Genomic DNA, 25068 nt, shown 5'->3' with positions numbered 1-25068 from the left:
TTAACCGATGATGCGCGGGCCGACACAAACGTAAACATTCGGTAAAGGTCGTTGAAACATCCTGTCACTGCCTCCATTACAGAGGTGCGCCTTGTCCACAGTGGACACGGGCAACGTTATCCCCGGCAATCTACGAGGTCGCCATGAACAGCGAAGAGCAAACCCTGATCGATGGACTGTTTTCCCGGCTGCAACAGGCCGAAACGGAGGCAGCCCCGCGTGACGCCCAGGCCGAGGCGCGGATCAAGGAACACCTGACCCGCCAGCCGGCGGCAGGTTATTTCATGACCCAGGCGATTCTGGTGCAAGAGGCGGCCATCAAGAGCCTCGACGAACAGAACAAGCAGCTGACCCAGCAAATCCAGCAATTGCAGGCTGAACTGCAAGCGGCCAAGGCCCAGGGCGCGGCACCGGCACCGAGTGGCGGCGGTGGTTTCCTGTCGAGCATCTTCGGCGGCGGTTCGCGTCCGGCGCCGACCCAGAGCGCTCCGGCCTCCACCGGCGGCTGGCGTGAGCCGGCACCGCAGCAGAACTACGCTGCGCCACCGCCACAACAGAACTATGCCGCGCCACCGCCAAATTACGCACAGCAAGCCGCCCCGGCAGCGGGCAGCAGCTTCCTTGGCGGCGCCCTGAAAACTGCCGCTGGCGTGGCCGGTGGTGTGATGTTGGCGCAAGGCATCAGCAGCCTGTTCCATCACAACCAGCAGCCTGAAGAAATCGTTGAGGTGATCAAGGAAGAGCCGGCGCAAGTGGCTGACCAGAGCAACAACGACTGGGGCAATGATCAGCGCATGGCTGGCAACGACAGCTTCGGTAACGACCAGGGCGGTCTTGCCGACACCGACTACAGCGACGACAACTCGTCGTTCTTCGATGACGACGACTCCTTCGTCTGACTGATCAGCCGCCCGTACCAACCTGTGGTGAGGGGATAAATCCCCTCACCACAACCCACCATCCGTCCGGAGTGGTGGGTCGATTATTCGCGCCACCTTCCTGAGGACTGGCATACTGAGCGCCTTTTTCGGGCCTGGCGCCTGATCCCGCTTCGTGCGCTATGCGCTCACAGGAATCCCGGTGAAAAAAATCGCAGTGTTCGCCGACGTGCAGAACCTCTACTACACCGTGCGTCAGGCCTATGGTTGTCACTTCAACTACGCCGCATTGTGGGCAGACATCAGCAAGGACGGGCAGATCGTCGAGGCTTATGCCTATGCGATCGACCGTGGTGACAGCAAGCAGCAGCAGTTCCAGCAGATCCTGCGCAACCTCGGCTTCACCGTGAAGCTCAAGCCCTACATCCAGCGCAGCGACGGCTCGGCCAAGGGTGACTGGGACGTGGGCATCACCCTCGACATCATGGACGCCGCCGACCACGTCGACGAAATCGTCCTGGCCTCCGGTGACGGCGACTTCGACATGCTGCTCGAACGCATCATCAGCAAACACGGCGTACAGGCAGTGGCCTATGGTGTGCCTGGCCTGACCGCCAATTCGCTGATCCGCGCCGCCAGCCGTTACGTGCCGATCGAAGGCGTGTTGTTGTTGAAGAATTGAGCTGTTACTGAAGAATTGATTTGTACGGAGTTGAACCCGGTTTGGAACGCATTGCAGTCATCGACTTTGAAACCACTGGCCTGTCGCCGAGCAGCAGCTGTCGTGCCACGGAAATCGCCGTGGTCATGCTGGAAAACGGACGCATCGTCGAGCGTTACCAGAGCCTGATGAACGCTGGCGTGCGCGTCCCGGCCTTCATCGAACAACTGACCGGCATCAGCAACGCCATGTTGCGCACCGCACCATCGGCCGAACGGGTGATGGAAGAGGTCAACGAATTCGTTGGCTGCACGCCGTTGGTCGCGCATAACGCCTCTTTCGACCAGAAGTTCTGGGACTTCGAACTGGGGCGGATCAAACGCACCCGTTTGCAGAATTTTGCCTGTTCGCTGCTGCTGGCACGCCGCCTGATGCCGGCGGCGCCGAATCACAAGCTCGGTACTCTCACCACCTTCGCGCGTTTGCCGCACACCGGCCAGGCGCACAGGGCGATGGCGGATGCGGAGATGGCGGCCAATCTGATGGCGCATCTGGCGCAAGAGCTGCGGCACAAGCATGGGGTGCGTGAGCTGAACCACGACCTGTTGTGCAAACTGCAGAAAGTCCCGGCGGCCAAAGTCAGCGAACACCTGCAGCGCTATCGCTGATCCCCGGCCCAACACAAATCCCCTGTGGGAGCGGGCTTGCTCGCGAAAGCGGTGTGTCATTCGGCAAAAATGTTGTCTGACACACCGCATTCGCGAGCAAGCCCGCTCCCACATTTGGATCTTCTGAGTTCCTGATTACTTGCCGTTGTTTTCGATGTGGCCGAGCGGCACACGCTTCTCGATCGCACTCGATAGCACAATCGAAGTCTTGCTGAAGCCGAACTTCGCCACCCGATTGATCAACTCCTCCAGCTCCGTCATCGAACCAACCGCGCCCTTCATCATCACGCAGGGATCGCCCGTCACTCGAAAACACTCGATGAGTTGCGGGATTTTCGCCAGTTCGTCGTAGACCTTCTGACTGCCGTTCTGGTGCAGGCGCAACTCGATCATGCACTGGATCGGCAAGCCGATTTTCGACAGGTCGATGTTCGCCTGATACCCGGTGATCACCCCCGACGCCTCGAGCTTGGCCACGCGTTCGGCCACGGCCGGAGCGGACAGGTTCACTTTGCGCGCGAGGTCGGCGTAGGACGCTCGGCCGTTTTCCAGCAGAGCGCTGAGCAGCATGCGGTCGTATTTGTCCAAGGCCGGACTCCTTAAATTGCCAGACTTTCGAAATCGCTGTTTATCCCGCCGATCTCCGTTCTTTCAAAAGTGTACCGGCGCTATAAACAGGTTTTGTAGCTTATTTTTGCACGCCGGCCTTTCTAGAATAATTCATCCGCTACCTCTGACATTCGAGCTGCCCATGCCTGCCTTGCGCCGTTTTTCCTTGCCGTTGATCGCCGCGTTTTTCGCGCTGTATGTGATTTGGGGATCGACCTATCTGGTGATTCGCATTGGCGTCGAATACTGGCCGCCGCTGATGCTCGGCGGGGTACGCTTTGTGATTGCTGGCAGCCTGATGTACGCCTTCCTGCGCTGGCGCGGGGCGCCGGCACCGACCTGGGCGCAGTGGAAAGCGGCGGGGATCATCGGGATTTTGCTGCTTAGCTTCGGTAACGGCGCGGTGAGTGTGGCCGAGCACACGGGCGTGGCTTCCGGTGTGGCGGCACTGGCGGTGGCGACGGTGCCGTTGTTCACTTTGCTCTGCGGGTATTTCTGGGGCGCGCGCAATACGCGGCTGGAGTGGGCCGGGGTGGCACTGGGGATTATCGGTATCGCCATGCTCAACATGGGCTCCAACCTGCAATCGAGCCCCATGGGCGCGGCTTTGCTTATTTTCGCGGCGGCGACCTGGGCGTTCGGCTCGGTCTGGAGCAAACCCCTGCCGCTGCCGCAAGGGGCGATGGCCAGTGCCGTGGAGATGCTGGTGGGGGGCGTGGTGCTGCTGATCGGCAGCGCGGTGAGTGGCGAACACCTGCAAGCCGTGCCGCCGGTGGAAGGCTGGATGGCGTTGGCGTACCTGATCTTCTTCGGCTCGATCATCGCCTTCAATTCCTACATGTACCTGCTCAAGCACGTGCGTCCGGCAGCGGCCACCAGTTATGCCTACGTCAACCCGGCGGTGGCGGTATTGCTGGGGATCGTGTTTGTCGGCGAGACCATCGGCATGGAAGAAGCGCTGGCGATGCTGGTGATCATCAGTGCGGTGGTGCTGATCGGTCTGCCGCAGTGGCGGCGGCCGGCGCAGCCGCTCGTCGTGGAGGCGCCGAAGTCAGCCATTGCGACTGAGCAACGTGTGAATTAGGGTAAACTGCGCGCCATTGCACCCTTGTTTTGCGCAACCGCGCTGATTTTTCCTACGGTATTCCCATGACTTTCGCCACCCTTGGCCTGATCGAACCCTTGCTGCGCTCCCTCGAGACGCTCGGCTACCAGACTCCAACGCCGGTCCAGGCGCAAGCCATTCCGGCCGTTCTGGCCGGTCGCGACCTGATGGCTGCGGCCCAGACCGGCACCGGCAAGACCGCCGGTTTCGCCTTGCCGCTGCTGCAGTTGCTGGCCATGGAAGGGCCGAAAGTGGCCGCTAATTCGGCGCGTGCGCTGATTTTGGTACCGACCCGCGAGCTGGCGGAGCAGGTTCATGAGTCGGTGCGCCAATACGCTGAAAACCTGCCATTGCGCACTTATGCGGTGTACGGCGGCGTCAGCATCAACCCGCAGATGATGAAGCTACGCGGCGGCGTTGATGTGCTTGTCGCCACGCCTGGTCGCTTGATCGACCTGTTCCGTCAGAACGCGTTGAAACTCGATCAGTTGCAAACCCTGGTGCTGGATGAAGCCGACCGTATGCTCGACCTGGGCTTCTCCGAAGAACTGGCGAACATTTACCGCATGCTGCCGAAGAAGCGCCAGACGCTGCTGTTCTCCGCGACCTTCTCCGATGACATTCGCCTGCTGGCCGGGCAGATGCTCAACGATCCGCTGAGCGTCGAAGTCAGCCCGCGCAACGTCGCTGCAAACACCGTCAAGCAGTGGGTGGTGACGGTGGACAAGAAGCGCAAGCCGGAACTGTTCGTGCACCTGATGCGCAAGAACAAGTGGAAGCAAGTGCTGGTGTTCGCCAAGACCCGCAACGGCGTGGACGCGCTGGTGGAAAAACTCCAGGGCCTGGGCGTGAACGCCGACGGCATCCATGGCGACAAGCCGCAGGCGACCCGTCAGCGTGCTCTGGATCGTTTCAAGCTCAGTGAAGTGCAGATTCTGGTAGCGACCGACGTGGCTGCCCGTGGTCTGGACATCGAAGACCTGCCGCTGGTGGTCAACTTCGACTTGCCGATCGTGGCCGAGGATTACATTCACCGCATCGGTCGTACCGGCCGTGCTGGCGCTACGGGCGAGGCGATCTCGCTGGTGTGCGCGGATGAAGTGAACATGTTGTCGGCGATTGAAATGCTGACTCGCCAGACGCTCAAGCGTCAGAACGAGCCGGATTTCGAGCCTGAGCACCGCGTGCCGGATACCGATGCCAGCGGTCAGGTGATCAAGAAGCCAAAGAAACCGAAAAAGCCGAAGGCATCAGGCGGCGGTGGCGGCAAGCGCAATCTCGGCAAGTGGGTCGACAGCGGCGAGACGCAGGCGCCGGAACCTTCGATCAAGCCTGTGCGTAAAGTGCCGGTGTTCAATACCGGGCCGCGCAAGCGCAAACCGTAGTATTCGCTGCACTTGTCAGACCGCTATCGCGAGCAGGCTCACTCCTGCATTGGAACGCATTCCCCTGTAGGAGTGAGCCTGCTCGCGATTGGGTGCACCTCGGTCTTCAGCCCTTGCGCTGCAACCACTCCAACAGCCCAAACCCCGCAGCCCGCCCACTGGCAAAGCACCCCGTCAGCAGATAGCCGCCCGTCGGCGCCTCCCAGTCCAGCATCTCCCCTGCGCAAAACACCCCCGGCAACGCCTTGAGCATCAAGCGCTCATCCATCGCCTCGAACGTCACGCCACCGGCGCTGCTGATCGCTTCGTCCAGCGGACGGGTTTTCACCAGGGTCAACGGCAACGCCTTGAGCGCCCGGGCCAACAGCGCCGGGTCGGCAAAGGTTGCCGCGTCAGTCAATTCACGCAACAACGCCGCTTTCACCCCATCGATCCCGACCTGACTGTGCAGATGCTTGGCCATCGAGCGTGAACCTCGCGGTTTGCTCAGTGCCGCCTGCAATTTATCCACAGGCCGGCCCGGCAGCAGGTCGATGTGCACCGTGGCGGAGCCATGCGCGTTGATCGCCTCGCGAATCGGCGCCGACAGTGCGTAGATCAGGCTGCCTTCAACGCCTGTTGCGGTGATCACGCATTCGCCCAAGCGCGGGATATCGTCGTTCAAACCGATCGCGACATTTTTCAGCGGTGCGCCGGCGAATTTGCTCACAAGCAAATCGCTCCAGGCCTGCACCTCGAAGCCGCAATTGCTCGGCTGCAATGGCGCCAGTCCTACGCCTTTTTGCTCCAGCGGCAGCATCCATGCGCCATCTGAACCCAGGCGCGACCAACTGCCGCCGCCGAGGGCGAGCAGGGTGGCGTCGGGCTTCAGGGTGATTTCGCCGTCGGGGCTGGCGATACGCAGTGCGCCGTGTTCATCCCAGCCGAGCCAGCGATGGCGGGTGTGGATAACGACGCCACTATCGCGCAGGCGCTTGAGCCAGGCACGCAGCAACGGGGCGGCTTTCATGTCGGTGGGGAACACCCGGCCGGAACTGCCGATAAAGGTCTCGATGCCCAGTTCATGAATCCAGCGGCACAACGCATCGGCGTCAAAGGCGCGCAGCAACGGCGCGATCTGCGGTGCGCGTTCGGCGTAGCGTGAGAGAAACGCCGGGTAGGCTTCGGAATGGGTGATGTTCATGCCGCCGACCCCGGCCAGCAGAAACTTGCGCCCCACCGACGGCATGCCGTCGTACAGGTCGACGCGCACGCCGGCCTGACTCAGCACTTCGGCGGCCATCAGGCCGGCGGGGCCACCGCCGATGATGGTGACGTGAGCGGGGAGGGGGGCGGATGTCTGGGTCATGGCGTGCGCTGCGGTATGGCGGGATAAGGCGCGCATTCTAACAGCGCAGACCTTTGTAGGAGTGAGCCTGCTCGCGATGGCGGTTTATCAGACGACATAAACGCTGAATGTCAGTGCGCCATTGCGAGCAGGCTCACTCCTACAAGGAGATCGAGGTGAATTCGGTATGTGGTTAAAAAATGATCACCACGCTGTACGCCATGTTCGTTATGGCCTGTAGTCCCTTTCGCTCAGGTTATCCACAGGCCGTTCCACAGCCATTGTGGGTAACGCAGCACACCTTAATGACAACCCAGTGACTGCCAGACCCGCTGCGCGCTGTGATGCAGGATGCCGTGGCGGCGGGCGAGGGCGTGGCGATCCTTGCTGTAGCCACCGCCAATGACGCCGACCACCGGGATGTCGCGGCCCAGGCAATGGCGCATCACGCTTTCATCGCGGGCGGCGACGCCTGTGTCTGTCAGCTGCAGATAACCGAGGGCGTCGTCCTTGTGCACATCGACCCCGGCGTCGTACAGCACCAGATCCGGTTGATACAGCGGCAACAGGTAGTTGAGCGTGTCATCCACCACTTTCAGGTAATCGGCGTCGCCCATACCTTTGGGCAGTGGAATGTCCCAGTCGCTTTCGGCCTTGCGTGCAGGAAAATTCTTTTCGCAGTGCAGGGAAACGGTGATCGCCTCCGGCGTGTCATGCAGAATTCGCGCGGTGCCATCGCCCTGATGCACGTCGCAATCGAAGATCAGTACGCGGTTTACCCGACCGCTTTGCAGCAGGTAATGGCTGATGATCGCCAGGTCGTTGAAGATGCAGAACCCGGCCGGGTAATCGTAGTGGGCGTGGTGCGTGCCGCCTGCCAAGTGGCAGGCCAGTCCGTGTTCCAGGGCTTTTTCGGCCGCCAGAATCGAGCCGCCGACGGCCCGCACGGTGCGTCGGGCGAGTGCTTCGTTCCACGGCAGGCCAAGGCGCCGCTGGTCTTCGCGGGACAACTCGCCGCTCATGTAGCGTTCGATATAGCTACGGTCATGGGCGAGGGCGAGGATGTCGTTGGGGCAGATCTGCGGGCGCAGCAGGTCGGCGTCGCGGGTCAGGCCGCTGTCCACCAGGTGATCGCGCAGCAAGCGGAACTTGTCCATCGGAAAGCGGTGATCCGCCGGAAACTCGGGGCTGTAGTCTTCGTGGTAGATCAGCGGCAGAGGCATGGTGATTTCTTATCAGAACGTGGGATCAGGAACGTAGGAAAGCGTGAAGGATCCTACCAGCGATGTAGACTTGCGGCATGCAAACGGAGGGGCACGATGGAGCCGATAAACGAACTCGAAAGCGCACGCCTGTTGATGCGCCAGTGGCGCGACGAGGATTTGCCGGCATTTGCAGCGATGTGCGCCGATCCTCAGGTAATGCGCTATTTTCCGGCGCCGATGAGTCGTCTGGAAAGTGCGTCAATGATCGGCCGGGTGCGCGGGCATTTTGCCGAGCACGGTTTCGGCCTGTGGGCGCTGGAGCGCAAGGACAGCGGCGAGTTCATCGGGTTTACCGGCCTCGGTGTGGTTGGCTTCGAGGCGCCATTCACCCCGGCCGTGGAAATCGGCTGGCGTCTGGCCAAGGAACATTGGGGCCTGGGCTACGCCAGTGAGGCGGCCTGGACGGCATTGCGCGCAGGTTTCGATCGGCTGGCGCTGAAGGAGATCGTGTCCTTCACCGCGCAGAGCAATCTGCCGTCGGAGAAAGTCATGCAGGCGATTGGCATGCATCACGATCCGGCCGATGATTTCGATCATCCCAAGCTTGCAGCCGATCACCCGTTGCGTCGGCATCTGTTGTATCGCATTACCCGGGAGCAATGGCTACAGACCTTGCATGGCTAAGCCGACACGGACGTTTACAATGGCGCGACAGTGGCTCGCGCCAGAACCTGAATGGGCCGCCGCAGCCAAGACTGCGCGGCATAGCGTTGTGTGAGGAGAGTCTGAATGAGCCAAGTGTTGGATGATCTGGTCGACCTGCTGACCCTGGAGCCGATCGAGGAAAACCTGTTCCGTGGCCGCAGCCAGGACCTGGGTTTCCGTCAGTTGTTCGGTGGTCAGGTGCTCGGCCAGTCGCTGTCGGCGGCCAGTCAGACGGTTGAAGAGGCGCGCCATGTGCATTCGATGCATGGCTATTTCCTGCGCCCGGGCGATGCCAAGTTGCCGGTGGTGTATTCGGTGGATCGCGTGCGTGATGGCGGCAGCTTCAGCACCCGCCGGGTGACGGCAATCCAGAAGGGGCACCCGATCTTTACCTGCAGCGCGTCGTTTCAGTACGACGAGGAAGGCTTCGAGCACCAGAGCCAGATGCCGGTGGTGGTCGGCCCGGAAAACCTGCCGTCGGAGCTGGAACTGACCCAGCAACGCGCGCATCTGATCCCCGAGCACATGCGCGAAAAACTGCTGTGCCCGAAACCAATTGAAGTGCGCCCGGTCACCGAAAAGGACCCGTACAACCCGCAGCCGGCTGATCCGGTGAAGTACGTGTGGTTCCGTGCCGACGGTGCTCTGGCCGATATTCCGGCGTTGCACAAATACCTGCTGGCCTACGCCTCGGACTTCGGCCTGCTGACCACCTCGATGCTGCCCCACGGCAAGTCGGTCTGGCAGAAAGACATGCAGGTCGCCAGCCTCGATCACGCGCTGTGGTTCCACAACGATCTGCGCGCCGATGACTGGCTGCTCTACGCGATGGACAGCCCGTGGGCCGGCAATTCCCGTGGCTTCTCCCGTGGCAGCGTGTACAACCGCGCCGGGCAACTGGTGGCGTCGGTGACCCAGGAAGGCTTGATTCGTCACCGCAAGGATTGGGCATGAGCCTGAGCGATGTGAAGCACTGGGTGTTCGACATGGACGGCACCCTGACCGTCGCGGTGCACGATTTTGCAGCGATCCGCGTGGCGCTGGCGATTCCGCCCGAGGACGACATTCTCACCCATCTCGCGGCGCTGCCGACCGATGAAGCTGCAGCGAAGCATGCGTGGCTGCTGGAGCATGAGCGTGATCTGGCGCTGGGTTCAAAACCGGCGACGGGAGCGGTGGAGCTGGTGCGCGACCTGCACGGGCGCGGTTATCGCCTTGGCATCCTGACGCGCAATGCACGGGAGCTGGCGCATGTGACGCTCGAAGCGATTGGCCTGGCCGACTGCTTCGCGGTGGAAGATGTACTGGGCCGCGATGAAGCTCCGCCCAAGCCGCATCCTGGCGGGTTGCTGAAACTGGCCGAGGCCTGGAAGGTGCCGGCCAGCGAGATGGTGATGGTCGGTGATTACCGCTTCGATCTGGATTGCGGGCGAGCGGCCGGGGCGCGGACGGTGTTGGTGAATTTGCCGGATAACCCGTGGCCGGAGCTGACGGATTGGCATGCACAGGATTGTGTGGCGTTGCGGCAGATGCTTTCGGCCTGAGATCTTCGGTGCCTGCCAGATTGCCTTCGCGAGCAAGCCCGCTCCCACAGTTTGATCGCATTCATCCAGGGGGAATGCACTCCCCCTGTGGGAGCAGGCTTGCTCGCGAAGAGGCCAGAACTGCCACCGCAAGGATTTACTGATCGAACAGGGCCTTCTGCCCCTCCGGCGACGTCAGCATCCCATCACCGTTATGCCCCACCCCCGGCACCTCGACCAGCCGCTGATTGACCCCTTCCGGATGGCGGCGCAGCAGGTAGCCGAAAAACAGTTTGCCGCGTTCCAGGCGATACGCGCCCTGGGCTTCGGCGGCGCAACTCTTGTCCAGCGCCGGATGCTGCGGGTCGATGTCCTGCTGGCCGAGCAGATAAATCACCTCGCGCTTGATGTAACTGCTTTCAAGCTGCAACGGCGTTTGCCCACCGGCGTACACCGGCATGTCGCTCAGACCGTACTTCCAGCGATTGAAGCCCGGGCACTGTGCGTGATCGAACGCCACCGGCCGCTGTTCATTGAAATAAGCGTACGACGACGGGTTAGCCACCACATACCGCAGACGAATGCCGTTGGCTTTCAGCGCCGGCTGATCCTTGGCGAGCAGGGCGTAGCGCTGCACCACTTGACCGCCACCGGAATGGCCGAAAATCACGATCTGCTGCACATCCGGAAACTGCTTGCGATCGCTGATCCGGGCGACGATTTCGTCCAGTGCAGCGTAGGAACTCAGTGGGTTCGGCCCTGTGGATAACCCGCCACCCATCCACTCGTTGCCTTTCCAGCGCAACAACGTGTTCGGCAGGGAATACAGGGCGACGTCACTTTCGTTGAGAAACTGCGGAGCGATCACCAGCGTGTGCGCGGTTTGCCCGGCCAGTTCGGCGGCGCTCTCGGCGCTTTTGCGATAGGTCTCGGCGTTGCGCAGACGACCGTGAATGACGATCAGCACCCGTTCGATCTTCTCCGGAGCCGGGCCGATGCCGACGGCCATTTCCCCGGCCTTCAGTTGCAGGCGCCCGGGACTGATCGCATCGACGCCGGCGGCCTGGGCACTGCCGCCGATGATCAGTAAAGCCAAAAGCCATTTGCGCATTTACAGGTTTTTCGCGGCAAAGGTATCGCACTGGCCGACCTGGCCCTGGGCGAATCCGGTTTTGAACCAGCGCACTCGTTGCGCCGACGTACCATGGGTAAACGAGTCCGGCACTACGCGGCCTTGACCCTGTTGTTGCAGGCGATCATCACCGATGGCGTTGGCCGCGTTCAAGGCTTCTTCGACGTCACCGGGTTCCAGCCAGTTCAGGCGCTTCTGCGCATGGTAGGCCCAGACGCCGGCCAGGCAGTCGGCCTGCAATTCCTGACGCACCAGCAAACCGCCATCGCCCTGCATCTGCCGACCCTGCTGGCGCGCGGCCTGAATTTTCGCCGAGACGCCGAGCAGCGTCTGCACATGGTGGCCGACTTCGTGCGCGATCACGTAGGCCTGGGCGAAGTCACCGGCGGCCTTGAAGCGCTGGGCCATTTCCTGGAAGAACGCCATGTCCAGATAGACTTTCTGATCCGCCGGGCAATAGAACGGGCCGGTGGCCGAGGTGGCCAGACCGCAGGCGGAATTCACCCGGTTGCTGAACAGCACCAGGGTCGGGTCCTTATATTGGCGCCCGGCCTGCTGGAAGATCGCACCCCAGGTGTCTTCGGTGTCGCCCAGGATCGAGCGGACGAATTCGGCCTGTTGGTCATTGGCCGGTGGCGCCTGGCGGGTTTGCGTCGTGGCCGGTGCCGATTGCTCGGTCATCTGCCCGGTGAGCTGGCCGAGGATCTGCAAAGGGTCCTGTCCGGTGATCCAGCCGATGCCGACGATCAGCAGAATCGCCCCGAGGCTCAGGCCCTTGCCGCCACCGAAACGCATGCCACCGCCACCGACACCGCTGTCGCCTTCATCACCCCGGGCGTCGACGACGTTGTCACTGCGTCGGCCTTTTTTCCATAGCATGTGGGAATCCTCTATTTGTGCAGGGTGAACGTTGCGTGGTGATGAGTGTTGCTGGTGCGCGGAAGCGGCGCCAGTCCGGTCGTCAGACAGCCGGGCGGTGCGACGGTTCTGCACCGGCGCGTCCGCGCGCGTCCAAGGTTACAGCTTCGCGGCGTTGAAAGTATCGCAGGCATCGATACGACCGCTGTCGAATCCGGAGGTGAACCAGTCACTGCGTTGCGTCGATGTACCATGACTGAAGGTCTCCGGACGGACTGTCTGATTGCGCGCACGTTGCAAAAAGTCGTCGCCGAAGGTGGTCGCGGCATTCAAGGCGGCTTCGATGTCGCCAGGCTCCAGCCAGGCCAGACGTTGTTGCGCGTGGTGGGCCCAGACTCCAGCCAGGCAATCGGCCTGCAACTCGGCACGTACCTCGAGGCCGGCATCGCCAGTGAAGGGGCGGCGGGCCGCCAGGGCCTCTTCGAACGGTCTGGAAAGGCCCAGCTCAAGCTGCACGTGATGACCGACTTCATGGGCGATGATGAAGGCCTGGGCGAAGTCGCCGACTACCGAAAACTGCCGAGCCATCTGGGCGAAGAACTGCGGGTCGAGATAAATCCGTGTGTTCTCCGGGCAGAAGAACGGGCCGCTGGACGCAGCAGCATATCCACAGCCCGACACTACGCCGTCGCTGAATAGCGTCAGCGTAGGGGCCGGGTAGTGGCGTCCGGTTTGGGCAAACAACTGTTTCCAGGTGTCTTCAGTGTCCCCGAGGATCGATTCGATGAAATGCAGTTGAGTCTCCTCGGGCGATAAGGTCTGTAACAGTGTCTGTTCATGGGGGGCGGAGGGGGCTTCAGGCCCGTTGCTGAATGTCGAATAAAGCGCTGCACCAGCCAGTATGCTGGCGGCCAGGCCGGTGCCGATGATTTTCCCTGTGGGGCGGCGGGCATCCTTGCCCTGTCGAGTATCGTCGACGTTATCGCTGCGTCGTGCTTTGTTCCATAACATAGTGGTGCTCTCTGATCGGTTGATGGGCATTATTGCCGTGCCTATGAATAGCGGCAGCGGTCGGCACTTGCAGGACGATTCTGTAAGCGGGCGTAAGGCGTTATTTGCCTGAAAGATGAAAGTGGCTTTTTTCGGTATTAACTTGTCGAAAAGTCCGACGTCCCAATGGGCATCGGATTGGCCGCATGTGTTGGACGCAAGGGGCATGGACCAAGCCTTCGTGCAGTGGCTGAGGTATTTGCTGACGATGTCGTGCGCTATTCGCCCACTATTTCGATTGTTGTCTGTGAGAGTCTGACGCCGGGCTCTAGATTGTTGCGCAGTGTTTACAGGAGAGCCCATGACCGTCAGCACACCGTTATCCGGCGTCAACCAACCCTTCAAAGGGATCTTGCTGATTGTCCTGGCCACCTTTCTGTTTTCCAGTCATGACGCGCTGTCGAAATACCTGTCCAGTTTCTATCCGATCGTGATGGTGGTCTGGGCGCGTTATCTGGTGCATACCTTGTTGATGGCGGGAATCTTTCTGCCGCAGTCGGGGTTGCGGGTGCTGCGCACCAAGCGACCGTCATGGCAGTTGGCGCGGGCATTGTGCCTGTTGGGCACCAGTCTGTTTTTCACCACCGCGCTGCTGTACATCCCGCTGGCCGAAGCCACGGCGGTCAACTTTCTCGCGCCAGTGCTGGTCACGGCGCTGTCGGTGCCGTTGCTCAAGGAACGGGTGACGCGCGGCCAGTGGATCGCGGTGATCTGTGGGTTCATCGGCGTGCTGATCATCGTCCACCCGGGCGGTGAGTTGTTCACCCCGGCGGTGCTGCTGCCGTTCTGCTCGGCGCTGTTCTTCTGCTTCTATCAACTGCTCACCCGCAAGCTCAGCGAATTCGACAGTCCGACCACCAGTAACTTTTTCGCCGGCCTGTGCAACACGCTGGTGATGAGCGCGCTGGTGCCGTTCTTCTGGCAAGTGCCGAGCCTGGGGCACGGGGTGTTGATGCTGGCGCTGGGCACCTGCGGGATGACTGCGCACCTGTTTCTGACCCAGGCGTTCCGCCACGCCGCGCCGGCCTTGCTGGCGCCGTTTGGCTACTGCCAGATCGTGTTTGCGGGGTTGCTGGGCTGGGTGGTGTTCAATCACACGCCGAGTCTTTTGACGGTGATCGGGATCGCGGTGATTTGTTGCAGTGGCCTGGCGGCAGCCTGGCAGCAAAGCCGCCGCTGATGAAACGCAGATCCCTGTGGGAGCGGGCTTGCTCGCGAAGGCGGTGTTTCAGTCGGCATTTTCAATGACTGACAGGACGCTTTCGCGAGCAAGCCCGCTCCCACAGGGGGGGATGTGGTGCAGGAAGTTACTCGGTAACGGTAGGAATCTTGCGCGGCGCCATGAAATACATCCATGTCAGCGCCAGGAAGTACATCGCCGGAATCAGCGTGAACAGCACCGTGTAGTTGTTATTGGTGACGGTCAGGATGTGGCCGACGATCTGGGTCATGAACATCCCGCCGATCGCGGCGCACATGCCGCCGAAGCCGAACACCGTGCTCATCATGTGCTTGGGCGTGTAGTCCATCACCAGGCTCCAGATGTTCGCGGTCCAGGCCTGATGCGCGCCGATCGCCAGGGAAATCGCCGCCACCGCGACCCACAGGTTGCTCGAACCGGCCGCCATGATCACGCCGATGATGCAGCAGGCGAACAGGAACATCGACAGCAGCCGCGCCTTGATCGAGTTCATGCCGCGACCGATCAGGAACGAAGACAGAATGCCGCCGCCGACACTGCCGAAGTCGGCCGTCACGTAGATGATGATCAGCGGGATGCCCATCTGGGTCACGTTGATGCCCAGGTTGTATTGCTGATTGAGAAACGGCGGTAGCCAGTACAGGTAGAACCAGAACACCGGCGCCGTCAGCGAGTAGGCAAGGGCGAAGGCCCAGGTGCCACGCATGCGCAGGATGCGCGAGAACGGTACGCGGGCGTGTTCCGGTTCGACTTCCTGCTGGATGTAGTCCAGTTCCGATTGTTTAACGCCTGGATGGTCTTCCGGGTTGAAGTACTTCAGGCCCCAGAACAGCAGCCAGATCCCGCCCAGCGCCGACATGCACAGGAACGCCGCCTGCCAGCCCCACACGTGGAGGATCAGCGGCAGCAGCATCGGCGTGAACATTGCGCCGACGTTAGTGCCGGCGTTGAAGATGCCGGTGGCGACCGCACGTTCACCGGCCGGGAACCACAGGCGCGTGGTTTTCACGCAGGCCGGGTAGTTGGCTGCTTCGGTCAGACCGAGGATGAAGCGGCAGACCATGAAGCCGACGGCCGACGTCGCCAGGCCGTGGGCACCAGTGGCCAGGCTCCAGAGCAGCACCGCGCAGAAGAACACGCGTTTGACGCCGACACGGTCGATCAGGCGTCCCTGCAGGACGAAGCCGATGGCGTAGCCGACCTGAAACCAGAAGTTGATGTTGGCGTAGTCCATCGCCGTCCAGCTCATTTCCTTGGCGAGGATCGGCTGCATGACGCCGAGGGCGGCGCGGTCGATGTAGTTCAGGGTCGTGGCGAAAAACACCAGCGCCAGCATGCCCCAACGGGTCTTGCCGACGGCCATGGCGCCGCGGATCTTATCGCCGATGCCACCCGTGGCAGTGCTCATGGCCGGGGCCATGCGGGAAGTCTGTGAAGGAATCATTGTTCCACCCGTTTTTGAATTTGTTATGTGGTGTTGTTTGCAAGGCACTGCGACCGAGGGTTCACATCCGGACTCAATGTGACGTCGATGGTGGGCAGTGGACGAAAAATCGTCAATTCGTCGAAACGCCTTAGTGTTCGATAATCGCACGCAAAACTAACCGGGTAGTACACTTTAAATTGCTGTGCGCAGTCATGCAGCCAATAATTTACGGACGATAAAAACATCCCTGAATCAGAGCAGTGCAGACCGGGAGTTCAAGCATGCAGCGTTCCATTGCCACCGTTTCCCTGAGCGGCACCCTGCCGGAAAAGCTCGAAGCCATCGCCGCCGCCGGGTTCGACGGCGTCGAGATCTTCGAAAACGATCTGCTGTATTACGACGGCAGCCCTCGGGAAATCCGGCAGATGTGCGCTGACCTGGGCATTGCGATCACCCTGTTCCAGCCGTTTCGCGACTTCGAAGGCTGCCGGCGCGAGCGTCTGGCGCGCAACCTGGAGCGGGCCGAGCGCAAGTTCGACCTGATGCAGGAACTGGGTACCGACCTGGTGCTGGTGTGCAGCAACGCCTCGGCGGACAGCGTCGGCGATCGGCAGATTCTCGTCGATGACCTGCGGCTGCTGGCTGAACATGCGGACGCTCGCGGGCTGCGCATCGGCTATGAAGCGCTGGCCTGGGGTCGGCACGTCAATACCTATCAACAGGTCTGGGACATCGTGCGCGAGGCCGATCACTCGGCGCTCGGCGTGCTGCTCGACAGCTTCCACACCTTGTCGCTGAAAGGCGATCCAGGCGCGATTGCGGACATTCCCGGCGACAAGATCTTCTTCGTGCAAATGGCCGATGCGCCGATTCTCGCCATGGATGTACTGGAGTGGAGCCGGCATTTCCGCTGCTTCCCGGGGCAGGGCGAATTCGATCTGCCGGGGTTTCTCGCGCCGATCATCCAGAGCGGTTACACCGGGCCGTTGTCGCTGGAAATTTTCAATGATGGCTTCCGCGCTGCGCCGCCACGGGCCAACGCCGCCGACGGTCTGCGTTCGCTGCTGTATCTGGAGGAGAAAACCCGTCAGCGTCTGGAACAACAAGTCCCCCCGGTGGCTAACCGCGAAATCCTTTTCGAAACACCGAAGGCCAGCGAGTACAACGGCATCGAGTTTCTCGAGTTCGCCGTTGACGAAAGCCTCGGCGCCAAACTGACGAACTGGCTGGAACGCCTGGGCTTCGTCAAGGCCGGACAGCACCGTTCCAAGAGCGTGAGTCTGCTGCGTCAAGGCGACATTAATCTGATCCTCAACGCTGAGCCGTATTCGTTCGGCCACAGTTTTTTCGAGGCCCATGGCCCGTCACTGTGCGCCACTGCCGTGCGGGTCAAGGACAGTGCCAGTGCCCTGGCCCGCGCGGTCGCCTACAAGGGCCAGCCCTATCGCGGACTGGTCGGCCCCAATGAACTTGAGCTGGCCGCCGTACGCGCGCCGGACGGCAGCCTGATTTATCTGGTGGATGAGGCGGCGGACGTCTATGGCACCGACTTCAATCTGTTGCCAGATGCCGTCGCCCGTGGCGGCCTCAAGCGCATCGACCACATGGCCATGGCGTTGCCGGCCGACAGCCTCGACAGTTGGGTGCTGTTCTACAAGAGCCTGCTGGATTTCGAGGCCGACGATGAAGTGGTGCTGCCTGACCCTTACGGTCTGGTGAAGAGCCGCGCGTTGCGCAGCCGCGACAGCTCGATCCGCCTGCCGCTGAACATCTCCGAGAACCGCAACACCGCGATCTCCCATGCGCTGTCGAGTTATCGCGGTTCCGGTGTGCATCACATCGCCTTCGATTGTGACGACATCTTCACCGAAGTCAGTCGCGCCAAAGAGTCTGGAGTACCGCTGCTGGATATCCCGCTCAACTATTACGACGACCTCGCTGCGCGCTTCGATTTTGATGACGAGTTCCTCAGCGAACTGGCGTATTACAACGTGCTCTACGACCGTGATGCGCAGGGCGGCGAGCTGTTCCATGTGTACACCGAGCCGTTCGAAGGGCGCTTCTTCTTCGAGATCATCCAGCGTAAAAACGGTTACGCCGGTTACGGTGCGGCGAACGTCGCGGTGCGTCTGGCAGCAATGGCCAAATCACGCAGCGGAGCGGTGCGCCAGGCGAAGTTGTAGGAAATTCGTAAGCGCGGGATTAAACACGGGCCACGTGGCTTCCTTCACTGTGCGGCGCGGCCCATAATCGCCAACCTGTGCAGTGATGGCCGTGAGCCCGCAATGACAATGACATCAGAACTCCCCGCCGCTCCCGTCGTATCAGGCATGGAGCCGCGCAAGAGTCGCAAAAACAACCCGGAAAAGACCCGCGAGAACATCCTGCAGGAGGCGATTGTCGAGTTCGTCCAGCAGGGGTTGTCCGGCGCCCGCGTCGACGCGATCGCCGAGCGTATCCACACCTCCAAACGCATGATCTATTACTACTTCGGCAGTAAGGAGCAGTTGTACGTCGAGGTGCTGGAGAAACTCTACGGCGACATCCGCAGCACCGAAAACCGCTTGCACCTGGCCGAGTTGCCGCCGGTGGTGGCGATCCGGCGGCTGGTGGAATTCACCTTCGATCACCACGATCGCAACGTCGATTTCGTGCGCATCGTCTGCATCGAAAATATCCACAACGCCGAGTTCGTGAAGCGCTCCGACGCGATCAAGGCGATGAACAACACCATCCTCGATTCGCTGGGCGAGATTTTGCGCCGTGGCGCCGAGGAGGGGGTGTTCCGCCGCGGTTTGAATGCCTTGGACGTGCATTTGCTGATCAGCTCGTTTTGCTTCTATCGCGTCTCGAACCGCCACACGTTCGGTGAGATCTTTCAGATCGACCTGCCGGACGAAGCCATCAAGCAGCGCCATCGCGAGATGATCTGCGAGTCGGTGTTGCGCTACTTGCAGCCGTAACACTATTCCTGTGGGAGCGAGCCTGCTCGCGAAAGCATACTGTCAGTCAATGCATCTGTTAGCTGACACACCGCTTTCGCGAGCAGGCTCGCTCCCACAAGGGCGGTAATTCAGTCATTCATGCTTTGAAAATGCGCGAGCATTCGCTGCGCATCCGGCACCACGCCGCTGAACAGCTCAAACGCCTTCACCGCTTGAAACACTGCCATGTTGCCACCGTCCAGCGTGCGGCAACCCAAGGCGCGGGCGTTGCGCAGCAGTTCGGTTTCCAGCGGGAAATACACGATCTCCGCGACCCACAATTCCTTGCGCAGCAGTTCGACTGGCACCGGCATGCCCGGTAGTTTGGCCATGCCCATCGGCGTGGTGTTCACCAGACCATCGGCCTGATTCAGTGTGCCCGGCAGGTCTTGCCCGGCGACGGCGCGACCGAAGCCGAAATGCTGATTGAGGTTGTTCGCCAGACTTTCGGCGCGCTCGCGGTCGACGTCGAAAATGCTCAGTTGCTGGACGCCTTCGCTCAGCAGCGCGTGGGCCACGGCTGCCCCCGCACCGCCAGCGCCCATCTGGACGACATGCGCTCGGGCAGCATCCTTCAAGCCGCGACGAAAACCTTCGGCAAAGCCCAGACAATCGGTGTTGTGGCCGATGCGTTTGCCGTCCTTGAGCACCACGGTATTGACCGCGCCGATGCCCCGGGCTTCCGGCGACAGTTCATCGAGCAGCGCAAGGATCGCTTGCTTGCACGGAAACGTGATGTTCAGGCCCGTGTAGTTCATCCGCTCCGCCGCCAGCAGCAGGTCGGGCAGGGCGTTGCTGTCCAGGTGCAACTGATCGAGGTCGATCAGGCGATACAAGTAGCGCAAGCCCTGGGCGTCACCTTCGTGTTCATGCAGCGATGGCGTGCGCGAGGCCTGAATGCCTGCGCCGATCAGGCCGGCCAGTATTACCGGTTTGCGGGTCATGCTGCGCGCCCCTTCAGCCGTTGCCTGAAGTGTTCCAGGGCCAGGCGATAGCCATGACTGCCGAAGCCGCACATCACCGCCGTGGCGATCGCCGAGACGAACGAGTGATGCCGGAACGGCTCGCGTGCATGGACGTTGGACAGGTGCACTTCGATCACCGGCAACTCACTGGCGACCAGCGCGTCGCGGATCGCCACCGAGGTGTGAGTCCAGGCCGCCGGGTTGATCACGATCCCGGCACAGCGTCCGCGTGCAGCGTGAATCCAGTCGAGCAATTCGCCTTCGTGATTGGTCTGGCGAAACTCCACGGCCAGGCCGAATTCTTCGGCGGCGCGGCCGCACAGTGCAGAGATATCAGCCAGGGTTTCGTGACCGTAGGTCGCCGGTTCACGGGTGCCGAGCAGGTTCAGGTTCGGGCCGTTGAGCACCAGAACGATAGGGGGCATGGGGGCAAACTCCACTTATTGTTGTTGGCTTGGGCCGAGGGTTTCAGCCTGTGGAGGTAAAATGTACTAGATGGTTACCATGGTCAATTGCAGTGCTTGAACCCGGGGGGGTTTTGTTCGGTGATCGCACACAAGCCATTTTTGTGGACAGGGTTGTTCTAATTGTAACGACAGCTTTGCTTACGTTTTCCTTCGAAGGTTTACCGACTCCTGACCCGTGCCAACGCTAGCCTGAGAGTGGTGAGAAGTAGCGCTTGCTGTGCAGCTCCGGTCGTCGGATTTGAAAAGATCATCGAATCCTGAAACTTATTAACCTAACGGATGGGTTAGCATGAAGGTATGCAGCTACAAGGGATTGTCGATACGCATCATGCTGCGAGGTGAACATTGCCCACCGCACGCTCATGTGGATGCGGGTGCCTGGAATGCCCGATTGCAGTTCAGCTTCTGGCACAACGACATTGATCTGTGGGATGTCGTGCCGATTTCTCGTCGACCGCCGATGGCCGTGCTGCAAGGCTTGTGTCGATCACTGGGGCAAACTGCTCATTTGCGTCGCGCACGAGGGATCTGGTGGTCAGGCGTGCGGACCGTTTGTCTCGACAATCAGGTGTGGGACTGCAAATCAAACGAAGTTCCCGTGATGAAACCTGTTACCGAGACGACCTACAGGATCGGTGCCGCGCGCTATGAGCCAGAAGAAGACAAAGTGCTTCTGACATTGGTCGGCAAACTGGAAGGAGTTGAAATCCATTTATGAAAATCATCAAGGCCAAGCCGTCTGTACCTCGTCCAATGACGGAAGACATGCTCGATGCAGCCATAAAGCGTGGCGAAACACGACAAGCCAGCAGTTTGCAGGCTGTTTCGGTGAGCTTTGAAAAACCATCGCTGGTCATCCGTTTTGATGACGGTAGCGGTGTGTTACTGCCGGTGGATCAGTATCCGGAGTTCGACGGGTTTGAGGCAGGCGACTATGAGGGAGTGACAGTCGGTTTCGCAGGCACTGCGCTTTGCCATGAGGGCAAAGACCTCGATGTTTCCATTGCCGGGATGATTTCGGCGAGCCCGTCACTCATGAGGATGGCGGCTTCGGTGGTTGCTTCGCGTAACGGTCGTCAAAGCAGTGCTGCGAAGTCTGAAGCTGCACGCGCGAATGGCAAAAAGGGCGGGCGCCCCCGTAAAACCGATATCGCACCGTGAGCACCCACAAAAAAGCCGTCAATCACGACGGCTTTTTTGCATCCGGGAACCGGCAATCAACGCCGGGTCAGCAACACTCCGGACTCCATGTGATGCGTCCACGGGAACTGGTCGAACAGCGCGCAGCGGGTGATGCGGTGCGTGTCGTGCAGTTGGGCGATGTTGGCCGCCAGGGTTTCCGGGTTGCAGGAGATGTACAGGATGTTGTCGAAACGCCGGGTCAGCTCGCAGGTGTCCGGGTCCATGCCGGCGCGCGGCGGGTCGACGAACACGCTGCCGAACTCGTAGCTTTTCAGGTCGATGCCTTGCAGGCGACGGAACGGGCGCACGTCGTTCAGTGCTTCGGTCAGCTCTTCGGCGGACAGGCGCACCAGCGTGACGTTATCCACAGCGTTTTCGCTGAGGTTGCTCAATGCGGCGTTGACCGAGGTCTTGCTGATCTCGGTGGCCAGCACTTTGCGCACGCGCGTGGCGAGCGGCAGGGTGAAGTTGCCGTTGCCGCAGTACAGCTCCAGCAGGTCGTCGCTGCGATCGCCGAGTGCTTCGTATGCCCAGTTCAACATCTTCTGGTTCACGGTGCCGTTAGGCTGAGTGAACGCGCCTTCCGGTTGGCGATAGCTGAAGGTGCGGCCGCCGACGTCGAGTTTCTCGACCACGTAATCGAGGCCGAGCACTTCGCGTTTGCCCTTCGAGCGACCAATGATGCTGACGTTGAGATCAGCGGCCAACTGAGTAGCCGCCGCATGCCAGTGCTCGTCCAGCGGACGGTGGTAGCACAGGGTGATCATCGCGTCGCCGGCCAGGGTGGTCAGGAACTCCACCTGAAACAGCTTGTGGCTCAGAGCTGAGCTTGCCTGCCAGGCAGCCTTGAGCTGCGGCATCAACTGGTTGATGCGCAGGCTGGCAATCGGAAACTCTTCGATCAGGATCGGCGTGCGTTTGTCGTCCTGGGAGAACATTGCGTAGTGCCGCTCACCGGCCTCGCGCCACAGGCGGAATTCGGCGCGCAGGCGGAAGTTCTGCAGCGGCGAGTCGAACACCGTCGGCTCCGGCGCATCGAACGGGGCGAGCAGGTCACGCAATCGCGTGACCTTGTCTTCGAGCTGAGTGGCGTAGGCCTGGGAATCGAAAGTCATGCGTTGAACCAACCCAACTTGATCACAAACAGAATCGACAGGATCACCAGCGCCGGGTTCAGCTCACGGGCGCGGCCCGACAGCAGCTTGATCACGGTCCAGGAAATGAAGCCGAACGCGATGCCGTTGGCGATCGAGTAAGTGAACGGCATTGCCAGCGCAGTGACGACCACTGGCGCGGCAACAGTAATGTCTTCCCAGTCTATTTCCGCCAGGCCCGACGTCATCAGCACGGCGACGAACAGCAGCGCTGGAGCGGTGGCGAAGGCCGGCACGCTGGCCGCCAGTGGCGAGAAGAACAGCGCCAGCAGGAACAGGATCGCAACGACGACGGCCGTCAGACCGGTACGCCCACCAGCACTCACGCCAGCAGCGGATTCGATGTAGCTGGTGGTGGTCGAGGTACCTAGCAGCGAACCGGCCATGGCTGCGGTGCTGTCGGCGATCAGAGCACGGCCCATTTTCGGCATGTGGCCGTCCTTGCCCATCAGGCCGGCGCGCTTGGCGACGCCGATCAGGGTACCGGAGTTGTCGAACAGGTCGACGAACAGGAAGGCGAAGATCACGCTGACCAGACCGATGTCCAAGGCGCCCTTGATGTCCAGTTGCATGAAGGTCGGGGCCAGCGAAGGAGGCATCGAGGTCACGCCGCCGAACGGGGTGAAACCCATGGCGATGGACACGATGGTTACTGCCAGAATGCCGATCAGTACCGCACCGCGCACTTTCAGGGCTTCGAGGGCGACGATCAGGGCGAAGCCGAGGGTGGCGAGGATCGGCGCCGGGGCTTTCAGGTCACCGAGGCCGACCATGGTCGCCGGGTTGCTGACCACGATGCCGGCGTTGTGCAGGGCGATCAGGGCCAGGAACAGGCCGATACCGGCGGCAATCGCCGAACGCAATGGCAGCGGGATGCTGTTGATGATCCATTCGCGGATGCGGAAGATCGACAGCAGGAAGAAGCACACCGCCGAGATGAACACCGCGCCCAGCGCCACTTGCCAGGTGTGGCCCATGTGCAGAACCACGGTGTAGGTAAAGAAAGCGTTCAGGCCCATGCCCGGTGCGAGGGCGATCGGGTAGTTGGCGATCAGGCCCATGATGGTCGAGCCGATGGCGGCTGCCAGACAGGTGGCGACAAACACCGCGCCCTTGTCCATGCCGGTCTCGCCGAGGATGCTCGGGTTGACGAACAGAATGTAGGCCATGGCCAGGAAGGTCGTGACGCCCGCCAGAATCTCGGTACGCACGTTGGTGTTGTGTGCCTTGAGTTGAAACAGCCTTTCCAGCATGTCTGCTCCCCGTGGCGCGCGCGGCGCCGTGAATGTATCGACCTCAACAGCAAAGCACAGACCGTCGCAAGCGCCTGGGAATTTGTGGTGGGCCGGAAAAAGCCGCGCATCATACCAGCAGCGTGAGGAATATGGCGGTTGTTGGTGCCGAACGTCGTCGAAGTTTTGCCACACGGCCAACTGCGCCATACTGCGCGCTGATTTTTTCGGGATGGGAAACGCATGAGCGCGCGCGGGATGAAGGCTTGGGGGTTGATTGCAGCGCTGATGGTCGGGGCGCCCGTGGCACTTGCCGCCTCGGCGCAGCCATTGACGCAAGTGAAAGTCATCAAGGTCCAGTCGCCGGCGTGTGGCCTGGAAGACATCGGTGATGGACAGACCCAGACCCAATGCAATCACGCCGGACCGAGCATCAAGGTGTATGTGCTGGAAGTCGGCTATGGCCAGAATCAGCCACACGCCACGCTGGACGGTTTTGAAGTGAATGGCACCCGGGCCCCGGTGTGCGCCTTCGATAACGGCAACCTGACCGAGTGCACGCCCGGTCGCAATACCGTCGGCTCGCTGTATACCTTCGATCTGGCGGGCAAGCAGGAAGGCACTTTCACCTTCAGCAATACCTCGATCAACGCGCCACGCAACACGATGTCGACCCAGCTTTACATCAAGTAACGGCTGTCACCGAACAGGGCAGGGCAAAGCTGACTACGCTTGGAAGATCACCCAGCGGATGGCGGCCATGACCTCTAGAGCCCTGATTACCCTCGCCGAGGGCATCGATGATCTGCAATGCGTGACCCTGATCGACGTGCTGCGCCGCGCCGGCGTCGAAGTGGTGGCAGCCAGCATCGAAGGTCGGCGCATGCTGACCTGCGCGCGCGGCACGCGCCTGACGGCGGATGGCATGCTGGTCGACGTGCTGGCGCAGACTTTTGACCTGATCGTCCTGCCCGGCGGCGCCATCGGCGCCCAGCACCTGGCGGCGCATCAGCCGCTGCAACAGCTGCTCAAGGATCAGGCCAGCGCCGGACGCCTGTTCGCCGCCATCGCCGAATCCCCGGCCATCGCTCTGCAAGCCTCAGGCTTATTACGCCAACGGCGCATGACCTGCCTGCCGAGTGCCAGCCATCAACTGTCGGGTTGTACGTTTGTTGATCAACCGGTGGTGGTCGACGGCAATTGCATTACCGCCCAGGGCTCTGGCGGCGCACTGGCGTTTGCCCTGACGCTGGTGGAGCAGCTTGGCGGCAAGGCGTTGCGGGCCAAGGTGGCGGGGGAGATGCTGGTTTGAAGGGATCAGGCGTGGGCGGCAATAGGCGGGTTGTGCATG

General features: G+C 61.3%; 26 protein-coding genes. 15 read left to right on the top strand and 11 right to left on the bottom strand.

Annotated features, from left to right (window positions below; all coding sequences use genetic code 11):
- Positions 1-143: 143 nt before the first annotated feature.
- The 3 genes from PseAD21_RS03440 to PseAD21_RS03430 all read left to right on the top strand — a co-directional run bounded on the left by PseAD21_RS03440 (position 144) and on the right by PseAD21_RS03430 (position 2207).
- Complete coding sequence (locus PseAD21_RS03440) at positions 144-899, top strand: DUF2076 domain-containing protein (RefSeq protein WP_102354512.1); 756 nt, start codon at positions 144-146, stop codon at positions 897-899.
- A 181-nt stretch (positions 900-1080) separates the two neighbouring features.
- Positions 1081-1560 carry an NYN domain-containing protein gene (locus tag PseAD21_RS03435; protein ID WP_102354511.1) on the top strand — a complete coding sequence of 160 codons (480 nt, stop codon included), beginning with the start codon at positions 1081-1083 and terminating at the stop codon, positions 1558-1560.
- A 41-nt stretch (positions 1561-1601) separates the two neighbouring features.
- Positions 1602-2207: a PolC-type DNA polymerase III gene (locus PseAD21_RS03430; protein ID WP_102354510.1), complete on the top strand. Its 606-nt coding sequence runs from the start codon at positions 1602-1604 to the stop codon at positions 2205-2207.
- Positions 2208-2342: 135 nt separating this feature from the next.
- Here the strand turns inward: PseAD21_RS03430 and PseAD21_RS03425 are convergent, their stop codons facing one another.
- Entirely contained in the window at positions 2343-2795 is a 453-nt protein-coding gene (locus PseAD21_RS03425; RefSeq protein ID WP_102354509.1) for an Lrp/AsnC family transcriptional regulator, read from the bottom strand.
- A gap of 163 nt (positions 2796-2958) precedes the next feature.
- On the opposite strand from PseAD21_RS03425, the gene yedA reads away from it, so the two are divergent.
- Entirely contained in the window at positions 2959-3900 is a 942-nt protein-coding gene (yedA, locus tag PseAD21_RS03420) for a drug/metabolite exporter YedA (RefSeq protein ID WP_102354508.1), read from the top strand.
- A gap of 65 nt (positions 3901-3965) precedes the next feature.
- Positions 3966-5306, top strand: coding sequence for a DEAD/DEAH box helicase (locus PseAD21_RS03415; protein ID WP_102354507.1), 1341 nt, complete (start codon positions 3966-3968; stop codon positions 5304-5306).
- A 106-nt stretch (positions 5307-5412) separates the two neighbouring features.
- Here PseAD21_RS03415 and PseAD21_RS03410 read toward each other — a convergent pair whose 3' ends face one another.
- Entirely contained in the window at positions 5413-6654 is a 1242-nt protein-coding gene (locus PseAD21_RS03410; RefSeq protein WP_102354506.1) for a TIGR03862 family flavoprotein, read from the bottom strand.
- A 281-nt stretch (positions 6655-6935) separates the two neighbouring features.
- Positions 6936-7856, bottom strand: a complete 921-nt coding sequence (locus PseAD21_RS03405) for a histone deacetylase (RefSeq protein WP_102354505.1) — start codon at positions 7854-7856, stop codon at positions 6936-6938.
- A gap of 96 nt (positions 7857-7952) precedes the next feature.
- Here PseAD21_RS03405 and PseAD21_RS03400 point away from each other — a divergent pair, with 96 nt between their 5' ends.
- From PseAD21_RS03400 to PseAD21_RS03390, 3 genes are all read left to right on the top strand, one after another.
- Positions 7953-8522, top strand: a complete 570-nt coding sequence (locus PseAD21_RS03400) for a GNAT family N-acetyltransferase (protein ID WP_102354504.1) — start codon at positions 7953-7955, stop codon at positions 8520-8522.
- Between the two features lie 105 nt (positions 8523-8627).
- Positions 8628-9497 carry an acyl-CoA thioesterase II gene (gene tesB, locus PseAD21_RS03395; protein WP_025108735.1) on the top strand — a complete coding sequence of 290 codons (870 nt, stop codon included), beginning with the start codon at positions 8628-8630 and terminating at the stop codon, positions 9495-9497.
- Positions 9494-10087, top strand: a complete 594-nt coding sequence (locus PseAD21_RS03390) for an HAD family hydrolase (RefSeq protein ID WP_102354503.1) — start codon at positions 9494-9496, stop codon at positions 10085-10087. Before tesB ends, PseAD21_RS03390 begins: the two co-directional genes overlap by 4 nt.
- Positions 10088-10223: 136 nt before the next feature.
- On the opposite strand, the gene PseAD21_RS03385 is transcribed toward PseAD21_RS03390, so the two are convergent.
- The 3 genes from PseAD21_RS03385 to PseAD21_RS03375 form a co-directional block, all read right to left on the bottom strand.
- Entirely contained in the window at positions 10224-11177 is a 954-nt protein-coding gene (locus tag PseAD21_RS03385; protein ID WP_102354502.1) for an alpha/beta hydrolase family protein, read from the bottom strand.
- Positions 11178-12077 carry a neutral zinc metallopeptidase gene (locus tag PseAD21_RS03380; protein WP_102354501.1) on the bottom strand — a complete coding sequence of 300 codons (900 nt, stop codon included), beginning with the start codon at positions 12075-12077 and terminating at the stop codon, positions 11178-11180.
- A gap of 138 nt (positions 12078-12215) precedes the next feature.
- On the bottom strand, positions 12216-13067 hold the full coding sequence (locus PseAD21_RS03375; protein WP_102354500.1) for a neutral zinc metallopeptidase: 852 nt from the start codon (positions 13065-13067) through the stop codon (positions 12216-12218).
- A gap of 340 nt (positions 13068-13407) precedes the next feature.
- On the opposite strand from PseAD21_RS03375, the gene PseAD21_RS03370 reads away from it, so the two are divergent.
- Positions 13408-14286 carry a DMT family transporter gene (locus tag PseAD21_RS03370; protein WP_102354499.1) on the top strand — a complete coding sequence of 293 codons (879 nt, stop codon included), beginning with the start codon at positions 13408-13410 and terminating at the stop codon, positions 14284-14286.
- 127 nt (positions 14287-14413) lie between these two features.
- Here the strand turns inward: PseAD21_RS03370 and PseAD21_RS03360 are convergent, their stop codons facing one another.
- Complete coding sequence (locus PseAD21_RS03360; protein WP_102354498.1) at positions 14414-15751, bottom strand: MFS transporter; 1338 nt, start codon at positions 15749-15751, stop codon at positions 14414-14416.
- Between the two features lie 263 nt (positions 15752-16014).
- Here PseAD21_RS03360 and quiC point away from each other — a divergent pair, with 263 nt between their 5' ends.
- Together quiC and PseAD21_RS03350 are read left to right on the top strand one after the other, a co-directional pair.
- Positions 16015-17916 (top strand): 3-dehydroshikimate dehydratase QuiC, encoded by a 1902-nt coding sequence (gene quiC, locus PseAD21_RS03355; RefSeq protein ID WP_102354497.1) that lies wholly within the window; start codon positions 16015-16017, stop codon positions 17914-17916.
- A gap of 102 nt (positions 17917-18018) precedes the next feature.
- The gene (locus PseAD21_RS03350) at positions 18019-18696 is read left to right on the top strand and encodes a TetR family transcriptional regulator (protein WP_102354496.1); all 678 of its coding nucleotides are present in this window, start codon (positions 18019-18021) and stop codon (positions 18694-18696) included.
- Between the two features lie 110 nt (positions 18697-18806).
- Here PseAD21_RS03350 and PseAD21_RS03345 read toward each other — a convergent pair whose 3' ends face one another.
- Together PseAD21_RS03345 and aroQ are read right to left on the bottom strand one after the other, a co-directional pair.
- A complete protein-coding gene (locus tag PseAD21_RS03345) occupies positions 18807-19661 on the bottom strand; it encodes a shikimate dehydrogenase (protein ID WP_102354495.1) in 855 nt (284 codons plus the stop codon).
- Positions 19658-20107 (bottom strand): type II 3-dehydroquinate dehydratase, encoded by a 450-nt coding sequence (gene aroQ, locus PseAD21_RS03340; protein ID WP_102354494.1) that lies wholly within the window; start codon positions 20105-20107, stop codon positions 19658-19660. Before aroQ ends, PseAD21_RS03345 begins: the two co-directional genes overlap by 4 nt.
- Positions 20108-20438: 331 nt before the next feature.
- Here aroQ and PseAD21_RS03335 point away from each other — a divergent pair, with 331 nt between their 5' ends.
- Together PseAD21_RS03335 and PseAD21_RS03330 are read left to right on the top strand one after the other, a co-directional pair.
- Positions 20439-20867 carry a DUF4160 domain-containing protein gene (locus PseAD21_RS03335; RefSeq protein WP_102354493.1) on the top strand — a complete coding sequence of 143 codons (429 nt, stop codon included), beginning with the start codon at positions 20439-20441 and terminating at the stop codon, positions 20865-20867.
- Positions 20864-21310: a DUF2442 domain-containing protein gene (locus tag PseAD21_RS03330; RefSeq protein ID WP_102354492.1), complete on the top strand. Its 447-nt coding sequence runs from the start codon at positions 20864-20866 to the stop codon at positions 21308-21310. The genes PseAD21_RS03335 and PseAD21_RS03330 overlap by 4 nt, the downstream gene beginning before the upstream one ends.
- Before the next feature lie 56 nt (positions 21311-21366).
- Here the strand turns inward: PseAD21_RS03330 and trmA are convergent, their stop codons facing one another.
- Entirely contained in the window at positions 21367-22446 is a 1080-nt protein-coding gene (gene trmA, locus PseAD21_RS03325; protein ID WP_102354491.1) for a tRNA (uridine(54)-C5)-methyltransferase TrmA, read from the bottom strand.
- A complete protein-coding gene (locus tag PseAD21_RS03320; RefSeq protein WP_102354490.1) occupies positions 22443-23738 on the bottom strand; it encodes an NCS2 family permease in 1296 nt (431 codons plus the stop codon). The genes trmA and PseAD21_RS03320 overlap by 4 nt, the downstream gene beginning before the upstream one ends.
- 222 nt (positions 23739-23960) lie before the next feature.
- Between PseAD21_RS03320 and PseAD21_RS03315 the strand changes: the two genes are divergently transcribed.
- Together PseAD21_RS03315 and PseAD21_RS03310 are read left to right on the top strand one after the other, a co-directional pair.
- Positions 23961-24410 (top strand): DUF4879 domain-containing protein, encoded by a 450-nt coding sequence (locus PseAD21_RS03315; RefSeq protein ID WP_102354489.1) that lies wholly within the window; start codon positions 23961-23963, stop codon positions 24408-24410.
- Positions 24411-24477: 67 nt separating this feature from the next.
- A complete protein-coding gene (locus tag PseAD21_RS03310; RefSeq protein WP_102354613.1) occupies positions 24478-25029 on the top strand; it encodes a DJ-1 family glyoxalase III in 552 nt (183 codons plus the stop codon).
- Positions 25030-25068 lie beyond the last annotated feature (39 nt).

Origin of the sequence: Pseudomonas sp. AD21 (genome assembly GCF_002878485.1) — a bacterium.
GTDB lineage: Bacteria > Pseudomonadota > Gammaproteobacteria > Pseudomonadales > Pseudomonadaceae > Aquipseudomonas.
Note: the sequence above shows the minus strand (reverse complement) of the source record. Positions and strands in the feature narration are given on the sequence as shown.